This window comes from Nocardioides imazamoxiresistens (genome assembly GCF_032378595.1).
In the GTDB taxonomy this organism is placed as follows: Bacteria; Actinomycetota; Actinomycetes; order Propionibacteriales; family Nocardioidaceae; genus Nocardioides; species Nocardioides imazamoxiresistens.
The window spans coordinates 339,661-353,311 of the sequence record NZ_JAVYII010000003.1 but is presented as its reverse complement, the minus strand read 5'-3'; the positions used below and the strand labels follow the sequence as shown (position 1 = coordinate 353,311).

The window sequence follows — 13,651 nt, the reverse complement described above, 5'->3', positions numbered from 1 at the left end:
GTGAGCGCGCTGCCGGGCGGCGTCCGCCGGTTCTTCGGGATCGACGCCGACTGGGTGCGTCCCGTCCCGGTGCGTCGCGTCGTCGCCGGCGACGTGCTCGTCGCCGCGGTCTACGGCGTGTGCGCGGTCCTGTCCCTGGAGACCGCCCGCAGCCTCGGCAGCCTGGCCGAGGTCGAGGTCTCGCGCACCGCGCAGTGGGTGTGGATCGCGCTGCCCGCCGTCTCCCTGGTGGTCCGCCGGCTGATGCCGATCACGGTGGCCCTCTTCGCCGCCGCCCACCTCTCCTTCACGGCCCTGTGGGAGCCGACGCTCTCGCCGGTCTTCGCCGCGCAGGTCTACTACTTCTTCGCGCTGTTCACCGCCATCGCCTGGGCGCGCGACCGCCGCAGGCTCGTCGGCGCCACCGCGGTCTTCGTCGCCGTCGTCCTCGGCTGGATCGTCTACGACCTGACCGCCCGCGACGGGCTCGAGACGCTGGGCCTGCTGCCGCAGCTCGGCTGGTTCGACGCGACCGAGGCCGCGGTGCTCCAGATCCTGCTCTCGACGGCCGTCTTCCTGGCCGCCGCGCTGCTCGGCGGCTCGCTGAACTGGTGGAGCGCCCAGCGCGAGGCCGAGGCGCGCGGGCTGGCGCGCACGATCGCCGAGCAGGGCGAGCAGCTGCGGGAGAAGGCGTTGGGAGAGGAGCGGCTACGGGTGGCTCGCGAGCTGCACGACGTCGTGGGCCACCACCTCGCGGTGATCGGCATCCACTCCGGGGTGGCTCGGCGCAAGCTGACCCGCGACCCGGAGGAGGCGACGACCGCGATGCTGCAGGTCGAGGGGTCGGCGCGCGACGCGACCGTGGACCTGCGCCGCCTGCTGGAGGCGCTGCGGATGAACGAGACGACGACGAAGGCGGGCGACAGCGGCCCGCACCCGGTGGACCGGGCGCTGCGCTCGACGGTCGCCGGGTTCGACACGCTCGACCTGGACGTCGAGCTGGAGCTGTGCGGCGACACCGACCGGGTGCCTGCCGCCGTGGGGCTCGCGCTCGACCGGATCGTCAAGGAGTCGGTCACCAACGTGACCCGGCACTCGACGGCGGACCGCGTGCAGGTCACGGTGGCGGTGCGCACCGACGACACCCCCTCGCGCGCGGAGGTGCGGGTCGCCGACAACGGCCGCCCGCGGGGCGGCACGAGCGGGAGCTCGGTCGGGATCGTGGGGATGCAGGAACGGGCCGCGCTGCACGGGGGCACGGTCACCACCTCGACGGGCCCCGACGGGGGGTTCGTGGTGGACGCGACGTTGACGTGGTCGGAGGGGGAGCGATGAATCTCGGGGGACGCCAGCCGCTGCGGGTGCTGCTGGTCGACGACCAGCACCTGGTCCGCACCGGCTTCAGCCGGATCTTCGGCGACGAGGAGGGTCTGGAGGTCGTCGGGGAGGCTGAGAACGGCGAGGAGGCCGTACGCCTGACCGCGGCGCTGCAGCCCGACGTCGTGCTGATGGACGTGCAGATGCCCGTGCTCGACGGGATCGAGGCGACCCGCCGGATCGTCGCCGAGCACTGCGCGAAGGTGGTCATCCTGACCACGTTCGGCGAGGAGGACTACGTCTTCGAGGCGCTCCAGGCCGGAGCCAGCGGCTTCATGCTGAAGAACGCGGACCCCGACGACATCGTCCGCGCCATCCACACGGTCGCCGACGGGCACGCCATCCTGGCGCCCGAGGTCACCACCCAGATCATCGACCGCGGCGTCGGCGCGGGGGCCCGCCGCCCGGCGCGGGATCCCGAGCAGGCGCGGATGATCGCCCAGCTGACGGAGCGCGAGCGCGAGGTGCTGGTGCTGGTCGCGCGGGCCATGTCGAACGCCGAGATCGCGGCGCACCTCGTCGTCGGCGAGGCCACGGTCAAGTCCCACGTGTCGGCGTGCCTGGCCAAGCTCGCCCTGCGCGACCGCGTGCAGGCCGCCGTCTTCGCCCACGAGAGCGGCCTCGTCGACGAGGCCTGAGGACCGCCACTCCGGTCCGTCCGGTCCGCCTCCCTCCCGCGTGCGGGGGAGGCGCGAAGATCCGCCCTGCGGCCCATGTGGGCGCGCCCTGCGCCGCCCTACAGTCGTGACGAGCCCCTCCCCCGGCCTCGTCGACCGGTGTCGGGGGAGGGCACCGACCACATCGACGACACCGGCACCGAGGGCGAGGAGGACCGCGATGACGCAGGGTCCCGAGCCCGTACGCCTGGTGGCACGGGCGCCGCTGTCCGCCCCGAGCGTGGAGCAGCTGATCTGGCCCGACCCCTCCCACGGCTGGGAGGCGCGCGAGGGCGTGGAACACCTGTGGCACCTGGGCCGGTGGTTGCGCGGCATCCACGACAACCCGGACCGGCCCGCGCAGGCGCCCGCCGGCGACGGCCCCGTCACCCTCCTCGAGGAGGTCCGGGTGCTGCTCGAGGAGCGCCTCGGGGGCACCGACGGCGATCCCATCGACCGCCTGCACTGGACCTCGCTGCACGAGTGGGCCGCCCGGCTCGCCGAGGGTGGGGCCGTCGCGCACGGCCGCCTCGGGCTCGACGGCGTCCTGGTCGAGTCGGCCGACGACGGCTCCCCCGCCCTCGTCGTGCCCGCCCCCGGCGGACTGGCCACCGCGGACCCCTCGGTGGACGTGGGCGGCGTGGTCGGCGACCTCGTGGAGCTCACCCACCGCTCGCGGGGCGAGGGCCGCGACCCGGCGGCGTACCAGCGTCTGCTCACCGCCTTCCTCACCGGCTACCGCGGCATCACCGGCGGCCCCGAACCCGCCGCCGACCTCGACGTCTACCGCGCAGCGGCCCTGCGCGTCGCCGGCCGCTCCGCCGCGCGCACCGACCCCGCCGACGCGGGGCTCGACCTCGAGATCGCCAAGCGCCTCGTCGAGCACTGCTGGGCGCTCGCGGACGCGTAGGACCGCCTCCCCCTCGCGGGGGAGATCGCACCCCTGCGCCCCTCCGCCGGGCGGGGGGCAGGGCGCGGCCCAGGTTCCGTCGCCCGCCCGATGCGCCGCACGGTCCCGCCGGGCGAGGGTTGACGACATCACCGGCCGCCACCGAGCGGCTCGTCGCGAACCCGAAGGCGAGGACCCATGCGCATCGATCCCCGGCTCGACGACTTCCTCGAGGCCCAGGGCCTCGGCCGCCACCGTCCGGAGACGGCGAAGGAGCTCAACGGCCGCAACGCCAACTTCCTGGTCGTCACGACCACCGACACCCCGGTCTTCGTCAAGCGCATCGCGACGGGGTCGCGGGACGCCGCCGAGCGCCACGCCGCGTGCGTCGCGTTCGAGGAGCTGCGCCGCGAGGACCCCGCCATCCAGCGCACGCTGGGCACCGCGCCGCTGCTGGCCTCGGACGCCGACCTGGGCTTCCTGGCGTACGTCGCACTCCCCGGCTCCACCAGCCTCGCCGAGCTCGGCCGCCAGCCGAAGGACGACGCGGACGCCGACGAGGGGGACGCCGGGACCCGCGATCCGGAGGACTTCGCCGAGGACCTCGGTCGGCTGCTCGCGGCGGTCCACGCCCTCGACCCCGCGGGTGTGCCGCCGCGCGCCGAGGCGCCGCGGCTGCCCCCGATCCAGCCGCTGGACCACCTGACCTGGGAGAGCTACCAGAACCTCACGGCCCCGTGCCTGCGGATCTGGAACCGCCTCCAGAACGACCCGGACGCCGCCGGCACCCTGCGCGCGCTGCGCGCGGACGAGGCGTACGCCGTGGAGCAGCACCCGGTCGCGATCCACGGCGACGTGCGCCTCGACCAGTTCCTGCTGGACCGCGAGGGCCGGCTGCGCCTCATCGACCTCGAGGAGTTCCGCCTCGGCGACCCGGCCCGCGACGTCGGCTCGATGGTCGGCGAGTGGCTGCACCGGGCGACCCTCGACCTGGTCGGCGAGCAGGACGCCGTCGCCGCCGTGGCCGACCTCGAGCTCACCCACGACGAGGTCGTCGCCAACGGCGCCGCCGCCCTCGACCGTCGCCGCCCGGTCATCCAGCGCTTCTTCGAGGCGTACCGCACCTCCTGCGGACCCGACGCCGCCTGGGTCGACGACCCCGCGTTCGTCGACCGCGTCACCCGCTTCGCGGGCTGGCACATGTTCGACCGCCTCATCGCGGTCGCCGAGCACACCTCGCGGGTCTCCGCCCTGCACTGGGCGGCCGCCGGCATCGGGCGCCAGGCCCTGCTCGCGCCGCGCGCCGCAGCCCCGGCGCTCGGCCTGCCCGACCACTCCGACCAGCGAAAGGCCGCCGCATGAGCACCCTCACCGCCCCGCCCCTCGCTCCGCCCGTCACCCCGCCCGCCGCGCTCCTCGCAGCGCTGGACGAGGTCGCGATCGACACCGCGACCTGGACCGCCCGCGTCGGGACGCGCGACGTGCCCGGCGGCAGCCCCCGCGACCTGCGCGCCCACCTGGTGGCCGTGCTCTACGAGGTGCTGCACGCCGGCCGCGCCGAGGAGAAGGACCTCGGCCGGGTGCTGCGCGAGCACGACGTCGAGCAGGTGCTCGCCGCCGCGATCCCGCACCCCACCTCGCCCCGCGCGGCCCGGCTGGTGCGCCACCTCGACCCGGCCGACGGCGCCGACCCGAGTGCCGACCCGGGCAGCACCGGCGACGCCGTCGTCGACCTCGGCGACGTGCGCGTCCGTGTCCCCGCCGCCGTCGTCCCCGCGGGCTGGGAGGTCGGCGAGGTGCGCGTCCTCGACCTGCCCGCGGGCCGCCCCGCCCTCTCCCACGGCTTCTTCATGGTGGACGGGCCGCTGGGCATGCCGCGGGCCGCCGACGGCCTGCGGCGCGTCTACGTGCACGCCGTCGACCACGACGCCGCCGCGACGGCATGGCGCCGCGCGATGACGGCGCTCAACGCGGTGGACGCGCCGTACCGCACCAAGACCCTGTCGCACCGCGACGGCTACCCACGCCGCGACGCGATCGTCGTCTACCTGCCGGCCGCCGCCGCGGACCTCGCCGGCGTCGTCGCCGAGGCCGTCGCCGGCCTGCCGAGGATCGCGGACGACACGTCCCTGTTCGCCGAGCGCCTCGCCCCGGGCGTCGCGATCGCCGACGACCCGGCCGACCCGCGGCCGCAGTACCGCGAGCTCAGCTTCGGCGAGCACCGCGCCAGCATCGCCGCGACCGCCGTCGTGCGCCGCGCCGACGCCGCCGACCCGGCGAGCGACCTGGCCGCGATCTTCGCCGAGGAGTGCGACCGCGCGGGCGTGCTGCCCGCGACGCCCGCCTTCAACGCGCCCGCGTCCGCCGCGGACGCAGCCGCCTGACACCCGCCCCGGACCACCACGAGAGAGGACCCGACCGTGACCGCAGAGACCGCAGAGACCCGCAGCCCCGAGAACGCCTTCGGGGAGAACGTCTACGGCGACGGCCTGGCCGCCGTGTACGACTTCATGTACCCGCCGAGCCCCGACGCGCAGATGGCGGGCGAGTACGTCGGCCGCCTCGCCGGCCCCGGTGGCACGGCGCTCGAGCTGGGCGTCGGCACGGGCCGCGTCGCCGTGCACACGGCGGCCGCCGGCGTGCAGGTGACCGGCGTCGACGCCTCGCAGAAGATGCTCGACACGCTGCACGAGCGGCACCCGGACTCGGGCGTCGAGACGCAGCTGCTCGACTTCACCGCCGAGAGCACGGGGCGGACGTACGACGTCGTCTACGTGCCGCTGTCCACCTTCTTCGTGGGCCGCACCCAGGCCGCGCAGCTGCGCACCATGCAGCTGATGCGCGAGCAGGTCGCCGACGACGGCCACGTCGTGGTCGAGGCGTTCGACCCGAAGGACTACCACGCGCTCGAGGGCGCGCGCACCGACACGCACCCGTTCCCCGACGGGTCGCTGATGATCGACACGACGGTCGTCGACCGCACCTTCCAGATCATCGTCGTCAGCCACACCACGATCGGCGAGGGCGCGCGGTTCGAGACGGTCAAGGAGATCGTGCGCTACGCGTTCCCCTCCGAGCTGGACCTGATGGCCCGCCTCGCCGGCCTCGAGCTGGTCGAGCGCTCCGAGGACTACGCGGGCACGCCGCACACGGCCGCCAGCGTGCGCCACGTGTCGCGCTACCGCGTCGCCGGACGGGACCGGTCGTGACCGGCCCGTGCCGCCGCGGCCCGGAGGACCCGGTGCGCGTGCTGCTGGTCGACGACCAGGACCTCGTGCGCCGCGGCGTGGCGATGATCGTGGAGCACGAGGACGACATGCGCGTCGTCGGGCACGCCTCCGACGGTCCCTCGGCGCTGGCCGCCGCCGCGGAGCTGCAGCCCGACGTCGTGCTGATGGACATCCAGATGCCGGGCGACTTCGACGGCATCGAGGCCACCCGCCGGATCGTGGCCGCCTCGGAGTGCCGGGTCATCGTGCTGACCACCTTCGACGACGAGGCCACCGTGTTCCCGGCGCTGCAGGCCGGCGCCAGCGGGTACGTCCTCAAGGTCAGCGACGGCGAGGCGCTCGTCGAGGCCATCCGCGCGGTCGACGCCGGCGGGTCGCTCATGTCGCCGGACGTGACGGCCACCGTGCTGACGCACTTCACCTCGCGCACCACGGGCGGGGCGTTCCAGCCCCGCCTGGTCGACACGCTGACCGCCCGCGAGCGCGACGTGCTAGGCCTCATCGCCCGGGGGCTCTCGAACGCCGAGATCGCCGCCGAGCTGGTGGTCAGCGAGTCCACCGCGAAGACCCACGTCTCGCACATCCTCACCAAGACGGGCGTGCGCGACCGCGTGCAGGCCGTCTCCCTCGCCTACGAGAGCGGCGTCGTCCGCCCCGGCGAGATGCACGGCATCACCGCCTGACCCACCCACGAGAGGAACCGAGATGACGACGCTCCAGCACCCGCCCACGACCGCTCCGCAGGCGGACGGCGACGCCGGCCGCGTCCGGGTCTCCGACTGCTCGGTGATGTTCCCGGCGACGCCGGTGGACCCGGTCGAGCTGAAGACCTTCGCCTCGTTCGTGGAGCTGTCCGGGATGCGCCGGCTCTACTGCGGCCAGTCGGCGGTCTTCGAGCCGCACACGACGTTCGCCCGCCTGGTCGCCGACGGCTGCCGCACCCCGCTCGGCACGGCGGTGACCCTGATGGCGCTGCGCCACCCCTTCACGGCCGCGCTGCACGCCCGCGAGCTCGCGCTCTTCTCCGGGCAGTCCTACGTGGCCGGCCTCGGGCTCGGCTCGCGGCACTTCAACGAGGCCATGACGGGCTCGTGGCCCGCGAGCCCCCTGACCTACGTGCGCGAGTACGCCTCCGTGGTGCGGCAGCTGCTCGACGGCGGTCGGGTGGAGCTCGACGGCCGGTACTTCTCCGTGCACGCCGCGCTGCCCGCCGAGCTGCCGGCCGAGGTCGAGCTGGCCCTCGGGGTGCTGCGCCCCCGGATGACCGAGCTGGCGGGCGAGGTCGCCGACCTCGGCATCTCCTGGCTGACCCCGGCGTCGTACTGCCGCGACCAGCTGCTGCCCGCCCTGGCGCACGGTGCCCGGGGCCGCGACGTCGTGCCGCGCCTGGCCACCGTCGTCAACGTCGCCGTGGCCCGCCCGGGCCGCGACCCCGTCGAGCTGGCGCTGGCCGGGCTGGGCAACCACCTCGCGGCGCCGCACTACGGCGACGCGCTGACCAAGGCCGGTTTCGACGTCCGGATCGGCGACCGCGAGCACAACGCGCGCGAGATCGTCGACCAGGGGCTCTACGTCTACGGCACGCCCGAGGAGATCGCCGAGCGGCTGCGCGACTACCGCGACGCCGGCGTCGACGAGATCCTCATCAACCCCGGCGGCGTGTACCTCACGCAGGGCGGTCTCGAGGCGCTGCGCGACCTCGACGAGATCGCACGGGCGCTGGCATGAGCGGCCCGGGCGCCCCGAGCGCCGAGACCTTCGAGGCCCAGCTCGCCGACGCCATGCACGGGCTGGACGGGAGGCGTGTGGCGCTGGTCGTCACGGGGTCGCTGTCGGCCGCCTACCTGCCGTACTGGCTGACCTACCTCTCCGGCGCCGACACGCACCCCGAGCTGCGGGTGCTGCTGACCCGCACCGCGACCACGATGGTCAGCCCGACCGCGGTCTCCGCGCTGCTCGGGCGGCCGGTCGAGAGCGACGCGTGGCCCGGCGACGAGGCCGTCGACCACGCTCCGCACGTCGAGCTGGCCGAGTGGGCCGACGGGTTCCTCGTGCACCCCTGCACGTTCTCCTACCTCGGTCGGATCGCCACCGGCCTGGCCGACACCCCGGCGCAGCTGGCGCTGCAGACCTCGTCGGCCCCCAAGGTCGTGTGCCCCGCCCTGCCGCCCGGCACGCTCGACGCCCCGGCGTACCAGCGCCACGAGGCGGCGCTGAAGGAGCGCACCGACGTCGTCCTGCTGCCGCCCGGGCGCGGTCGCAGCGTCACCACCGGCCGCCAGGACGCCCTGCCGCCCGCCCAGTTCTCGCTGGCGCTCGGCGTGCTCGGCCAGGAGCTGCGCGGCCGCGAGGAGTCGTGAGCGCCGTCGGGCCCGTCGTCGAGGCCCCCACCGAGATCGAGGAGCTGCGCCGGACGGCGACGGGGTACGTCGAGACCGTCACGACCTGCGTGGGCGACGTGCACCGCGTGGTGCGTACGCCCGGCAGCCTGCGCGCCGACGTGCTCGCGGCCCCGCCGCGGGCGCTGCCCGTGACGTCGACCGAGGTGGCGTGGAGCCTGCCGGACGCCGACGGCGGGCACGTCGTGCCCGGGCCGCTGTCCGCGGCGGCGCTGCTGCTCGGCGGCGTGCCGGGCTCCGCGGTGCTGCGGATGGTGGCGCCGGTCGGTGCCGCCCTCGCCCACGCCGCCCGCCTGGAGGCGCCCGCCCGCCCCGCGCCCTCGGGCCTGCGCCGGCTGCGGCGCTGGCTGTCCGGGGCCGCGACCCCGACCGCGGAGTCGCGGCGGCTGCGGGAGCTGCTCGACGAGCACGGCCTGCGTCCGGACCTGCGGGCCTGGGCCGACGACCTGGTGGGCGCGCCGCGGGCGTACTCCCTCGGGGCACCCGGGCTGGGTGCGCTCTACCCGCACCCCGACGGTGCCCGCACGGTCGTGCTCGTGACCGACGAGGTCGCGAGCGCGCCCCCGGTGTGGGACCTCGGCTGGCTGCTCGGCGAGCTGCTCGAGCTCGTCAACGACCCCGACCACGCGCCCGCGCCGCGTCCCGTGCACGAGCACCCGATCGCGCAGGCGGTGCTGGAGCGGTACGCCGCCGTCGCGCCGCCGCCGGACCCCGACGCGCTGGCCCGCGCCGCCCTGCTGCGCTGGGTCGTGCACCTGCACGACTTCACCGCCTACGTCGGCTGGGACGACCAGCTCCCCCGCCGCGTCGCCCGCATCGCCGAGCTGGCCCGGATGGCGCCGTAGCTGCGCCGGTCGCCCCTTCGCTCGACGTCCGACGCCACCTCGCCTGCGAGAAAACGCGGACCGCGCTGGAGAAAACGCGGACCGCGACGGTCCGTGAGGCCGCCACCGTCCGCGTTCTCTCCGATCGCGCCGCTCGCGCCGGCACGGCGGAGGTCCTCCAGAACCTCGTCCGCCGCCGCCACGGGTAGGTCGCCATCGAGGCCATCGAAAACGGCACAGGCTACGTCCTCCGCGACAAGGGCTATGGTTCGGGAACTAGTGAGCCGTTGATTCTGGTCATGAGTTCTGACCCGCGATCTGGGGGCACCGAGACGGTCGCCGACGATCGGCTCGGAAACGACCGATCGAGAGCCGGTCACCCAGCTTGTTGGAACCCAACAAAACTGCGGGCCCGCCTACGGCGTCGGGGCACTGGGCCCGATCCGAGTCCTTGCCCTTCCTCGCTCGTGCCACAATCCGGCCATTGAGCGTCGGAACCCTGCGCAGGAGGGACCACCCAGTGTTCGGTGTCGCACTCACAATCAGTTCCTACGCCGACATGACTCCCGCGCGAGCGCGTGACGTGGCGCGGGCCTTCGACGCGCACCCGGGATTGCGTCCGGTCAAGGTTGGAGGCGACCCGGCGAGAATTGCCGTGAGGCCGTCCATGGAGGCCGTCGTCGAAAAGGCTGGCCTACCGGTTGAGTGGTTGACCGAGCGACGCAAGAGCTCTGATGTGTCCACCTGCGAGTTCGGGCAGTTCAACCTCTTCAGCGGCCGGGGAGGGTTCATCGGCTCTTGCGACGACGGTCAATGGGAGTTCAGCCTCCTCCCCCATCAGGTGGAGCACTCGTGGAACGCAGACACTGTCCACGAGCCTGGCGCACTCGAGGACCTTGCCGGGTTGTTCGAGGACCTCGCACTGGCGATGGACGCGTCGTACGGCTACGTAGTGTCCAACGACCCTCAACGTCGACCGCAAGACCTGCACTCGGACCCACAGACCGCGTTGCGAGGTGTCTTCTGGCTGACCTATTTCGGCACGGCTCTGAAGACGTTCCGCCCGGAACTGACCGCCCTTCCGGGCGCATACGCTCTCCCCGGGGCTGGCGTGCTCATCCGTTCCGGGGCGGACCCGTGGGGCGCCGACAGCCGACCGGGGAGCCCGCTCGATACCGCGGTCCGTGAGTTGTTCTCGCCTTCGGCGTTCGAATGGGCCAGGCCCAACGAGTTTCTCCCCAGCGTGCAGCATCACTTGAACGCCTCGCCAGGCACCGAGGTCATGCCGTGGGTGGGCTGGCTCGCCGAACGGTCCGAACAGCAGACGCAGCGCGCGCACGCCTCAGCTGCTAGACGGCTGAGGAAGGCACTCGACGCACGGCCCGTCGCCCTAGAGCTGGGGGAAGATGCGACCGAATGGTCCAGTTCGTTTGACCGGAGCGAATGGAAGAGGTTCGCCGCAATGCTCCGCCGAGAGTTGCGCGGCGACTTCGCCGGGCCCATAGGAAGAGCCGCGCTTGCGGTTATTGCCCGCGCTCCGCAAGAGGACGAAGACGCGGTCATATTGGACACCGATATCGGCGTCGTACAGCTGGCGTGGTTCATCGACGACCCGAACACCATCGACATCTACCTCTGGGGACCGCCAGCCCTTCATGAGATCAGCGACACCTACCTGCGTGGATAGCGCGCCTGACAAGTGGGCCGACTTGGGAACTCCCTCGGCAAGGCGGCCGATCACAGCGCCCATCCGCTGACTGAACGCAGCGAGCGTGAGTCCCGACGCAATGTGGGCACGTCCACGGGGGACGTCGTCATGGCTCCGACTAGCGGCGCGCACCTCGACGCGCTGGTTGGCCGCCACGGCGTCTCCGACGCCTCCACGTCTCCGCCTCAACGCCCGGCTCACAACCCTCGATCATCTGCGGCGGCTCAGAACTGGGTCCAATTGGGGACACGGTTCTGAGCCGCACACCGGGGCAAGGCCCGGCGCAGGCCAGAAACGACCGGTTGCGAACTGAGGCAGCTCTATCGCACAGATGAGATAAGGGCTTTGCGCCGAAGAGTCCGCGGCCCGTCAGAGACCGGCGGTCTGCACGACCTCGGTGACGGCGGCCTCGGTCGCGACGGCGTCCTGCGCCTCCTGCGCGGTGGCCGCGGTGTGGTCGAGGTCGGCGATGTAGCGCTCGGCGTCGAGGGCGGCGGCGCAGCCGGTGCCCGCAGCCGTGATGGCCTGGCGGTAGTGGTGGTCCACCAGGTCGCCGGCCGCGAAGACGCCGGGGACGTTCGTCGCCGTGGAGGGGTGGCGCACCTGAACGTAGCCCTCGTCGTCGAGGTCGACCTGGCCGGTCAGGAGCTCCGAGCGCGGGTCGTGGCCGATCGCGATGAACAGGCCGGTGACCGGCAGCTGCCGGGTGTCGCCGGTGACGGTGTCGCGCAGCGTGACGCCCTCGAGCTTGTCGCCGCCCTGGATCTCGGTGACCTCGGAGTTCCACACGAACTCCAGCTTCTCGTCGGCGCGGGCGCGCTCGACCATGATCGCGGAGGCGCGCAGCTCGTCGCGGCGGTGGATCAGGTACACCTTCTTCGCGAAGCGGGTCAGGAAGGTGGCCTCCTCGACGGCGGAGTCGCCGCCGCCGACGACGGCGATCTCCTGGTCGCGGAAGAAGAACCCGTCGCAGGTCGCGCACCACGAGACGCCTTTGCCGGAGTACAGGTCCTCGCCGTCGAGGCCGAGGCGGCGGTAGCCGGAGCCCATCGCGAGCACGACCGAGCGGGCCGTGTAGGTCTCGGTCTCGGTGCGCACGACCTTGAGGTCGCCGCTCAGGTCGACGGACACGACGTCGTCGGGGATGAGCTCGGCGCCGAAGCGCTCGGCCTGGGCGCGCATCTCGTCCATCAGGGCGGGGCCCATGATGCCGTCGCGGAAGCCGGGGAAGTTCTCGACCTCGGTGGTGTTCATCAGGGCGCCACCGGCGGTCACCGAACCCTCGAACACCAGCGGCTTGAGGCTCGCCCGCGCGGCGTACACCGCCGCGGTGTAGCCCGACGGGCCCGACCCGATCACGATGACGTTGCGCGGCTCGGTGGCGGTGCTGCTGTTGTCGGTCATGGGGGTGCTCCTGTCTTGCGTGAGCTGGCCGGTCGTGGTTCAGCCGAGGAGGCTGGGCGGGAGGTCGATGTCGGGGACGAGCTCGACGATCAGGTCGCGGACGCGGCCGTCGATGTCGGCGACGATCCGTCGTACCTCGGTCTCGTCCTGTCCCTTGGGGTCGTCCAGCGGCCAGTCGCGGTAGCGGGCGCCGGGGACGTAGGGGCAGTTCTCCCCGCAGCCCTGGGTGATGGCCAGGTCGCTCTCCGCGATCATCTCTGTGGTCAGCAGCTTCGGGGACTCCCGGGAGGTGTCGAGCCCGAGGGACTCGAGCACGCGCGCGACCTCGGGGTGGATGTGCTCGCCGGGCTCGGTGCCGGCGGAGATCGCGATGACGCGGCCGCCGGCGTAGTGCTCCGTCAGCAGCCGGGAGGCGACCGAGCGGCCGCCGTTGGCGCGGCAGGCGTAGACGACCTGAGGGGTCTTGGAGGCGTCGGGGGCTGTCGTGGTGGTCATGCTCGAGGACTCCTGGTGAGGGTGGCGGGGGTCAGGCGTTGCGCTGGGTGAGCTCGTCGACGAGTGCCCGCGCTCGGGTCTCGATCTCGTCGCGGATGCGGCGAACTTCGTTGAGGGTTTTGCCCTCGGGGTCCTCGAGTGCCCAGTCGAGGTAGGTCTTGCCGGGGTAGATCGGGCAGGCGTCGCCGCAGCCCATGGTGATGACGACATCGGCTGCGCGGACGACGTCGTCGGTCAGCGGCTTGGGGAACTGCGCGGACAGGTCGAGGTCGACCTCGGCCATCACCTCGAGCACCGTGGGTTCCAGTTCGGGTGCGGGGCGTGAGCCGGCCGAGCGGACGTGGATGCGGCCCTGGGCGTGGTGCTCGATCAGCGCGGCCGCCATCTGGGAGCGGCCGGCGTTCTGCACGCACACGAGGAGTACTTCCGGGACCTCGTGGTCGAGGGTGCCGCGCGACTGCGCCAGGGCGGTGAGACGGTCCTGTGCGAAGGTCTCGGCCAGGGTGGGCAGGTAGGCGGCGATCTTCGCCGTCCGCTTCAGCGCGATGTAGGACTCGAAGAGGTACCGCTCGATGGTCTCTTCGGCGAAGTGGCCGGCGAACTGCGATCCGAGCCGTTGCGCAGCTGCGTGGAGCAGGTCGTGGGGGTTCCTGACGCCCGGCATCACGGGCGCGTCGGGCTGGCTCATGG

Annotated in this window: 14 protein-coding genes; 11 read left to right on the top strand and 3 right to left on the bottom strand. The window is 73.3% G+C overall.

Annotated features, from left to right (window positions below):
- The 11 genes from RDV89_RS08670 to RDV89_RS08620 all read left to right on the top strand — a co-directional run bounded on the left by RDV89_RS08670 (position 1) and on the right by RDV89_RS08620 (position 11,041).
- Entirely contained in the window at positions 1–1,314 is a 1,314-nt protein-coding gene (locus RDV89_RS08670; RefSeq protein WP_315732567.1) for a sensor histidine kinase, read from the top strand.
- Positions 1,311–1,994, top strand: a complete 684-nt coding sequence (locus RDV89_RS08665) for a response regulator (protein ID WP_315732566.1) — start codon at positions 1,311–1,313, stop codon at positions 1,992–1,994. Before RDV89_RS08670 ends, RDV89_RS08665 begins: the two co-directional genes overlap by 4 nt.
- Before the next feature lie 199 nt (positions 1,995–2,193).
- Complete coding sequence (locus RDV89_RS08660) at positions 2,194–2,922, top strand: hypothetical protein (RefSeq protein ID WP_315732565.1); 729 nt, start codon at positions 2,194–2,196, stop codon at positions 2,920–2,922.
- 177 nt (positions 2,923–3,099) lie between these two features.
- A complete protein-coding gene (gene lxmK / locus RDV89_RS08655; protein ID WP_315732564.1) occupies positions 3,100–4,263 on the top strand; it encodes a class V lanthionine synthetase subunit LxmK in 1,164 nt (387 codons plus the stop codon).
- Positions 4,260–5,285, top strand: a complete 1,026-nt coding sequence (locus tag RDV89_RS08650; RefSeq protein ID WP_315732563.1) for a T3SS effector HopA1 family protein — start codon at positions 4,260–4,262, stop codon at positions 5,283–5,285. The genes lxmK and RDV89_RS08650 overlap by 4 nt, the downstream gene beginning before the upstream one ends.
- Positions 5,286–5,321: 36 nt before the next feature.
- A complete protein-coding gene (locus tag RDV89_RS08645) occupies positions 5,322–6,110 on the top strand; it encodes a class I SAM-dependent methyltransferase (RefSeq protein ID WP_315732561.1) in 789 nt (262 codons plus the stop codon).
- Positions 6,107–6,814: a response regulator gene (locus RDV89_RS08640; protein WP_315732559.1), complete on the top strand. Its 708-nt coding sequence runs from the start codon at positions 6,107–6,109 to the stop codon at positions 6,812–6,814. The genes RDV89_RS08645 and RDV89_RS08640 overlap by 4 nt, the downstream gene beginning before the upstream one ends.
- Before the next feature lie 22 nt (positions 6,815–6,836).
- Entirely contained in the window at positions 6,837–7,859 is a 1,023-nt protein-coding gene (locus tag RDV89_RS08635) for an LLM class flavin-dependent oxidoreductase (RefSeq protein ID WP_315732558.1), read from the top strand.
- Positions 7,856–8,491 carry a flavoprotein gene (locus tag RDV89_RS08630; RefSeq protein WP_315732557.1) on the top strand — a complete coding sequence of 212 codons (636 nt, stop codon included), beginning with the start codon at positions 7,856–7,858 and terminating at the stop codon, positions 8,489–8,491. The genes RDV89_RS08635 and RDV89_RS08630 overlap by 4 nt, the downstream gene beginning before the upstream one ends.
- On the top strand, positions 8,488–9,375 hold the full coding sequence (locus RDV89_RS08625; protein WP_315732556.1) for a hypothetical protein: 888 nt from the start codon (positions 8,488–8,490) through the stop codon (positions 9,373–9,375). The genes RDV89_RS08630 and RDV89_RS08625 overlap by 4 nt, the downstream gene beginning before the upstream one ends.
- Positions 9,376–9,838: 463 nt before the next feature.
- The gene (locus tag RDV89_RS08620; protein ID WP_315732555.1) at positions 9,839–11,041 is read left to right on the top strand and encodes a hypothetical protein; all 1,203 of its coding nucleotides are present in this window, start codon (positions 9,839–9,841) and stop codon (positions 11,039–11,041) included.
- A 390-nt stretch (positions 11,042–11,431) separates the two neighbouring features.
- Here the strand turns inward: RDV89_RS08620 and trxB are convergent, their stop codons facing one another.
- From trxB to RDV89_RS08605, 3 genes are read right to left on the bottom strand one after another with little or no spacing between them, the layout of a single operon-like run.
- Positions 11,432–12,466 carry a thioredoxin-disulfide reductase gene (gene trxB, locus RDV89_RS08615; protein WP_315732554.1) on the bottom strand — a complete coding sequence of 345 codons (1,035 nt, stop codon included), beginning with the start codon at positions 12,464–12,466 and terminating at the stop codon, positions 11,432–11,434.
- A gap of 39 nt (positions 12,467–12,505) precedes the next feature.
- Positions 12,506–12,961 (bottom strand): arsenate-mycothiol transferase ArsC, encoded by a 456-nt coding sequence (locus RDV89_RS08610; protein ID WP_315732553.1) that lies wholly within the window; start codon positions 12,959–12,961, stop codon positions 12,506–12,508.
- Positions 12,962–12,992: 31 nt separating this feature from the next.
- The gene (locus RDV89_RS08605) at positions 12,993–13,649 is read right to left on the bottom strand and encodes an arsenate reductase ArsC (protein WP_315732552.1); all 657 of its coding nucleotides are present in this window, start codon (positions 13,647–13,649) and stop codon (positions 12,993–12,995) included.
- Between the last annotated feature and the right edge of the window lie 2 nt (positions 13,650–13,651).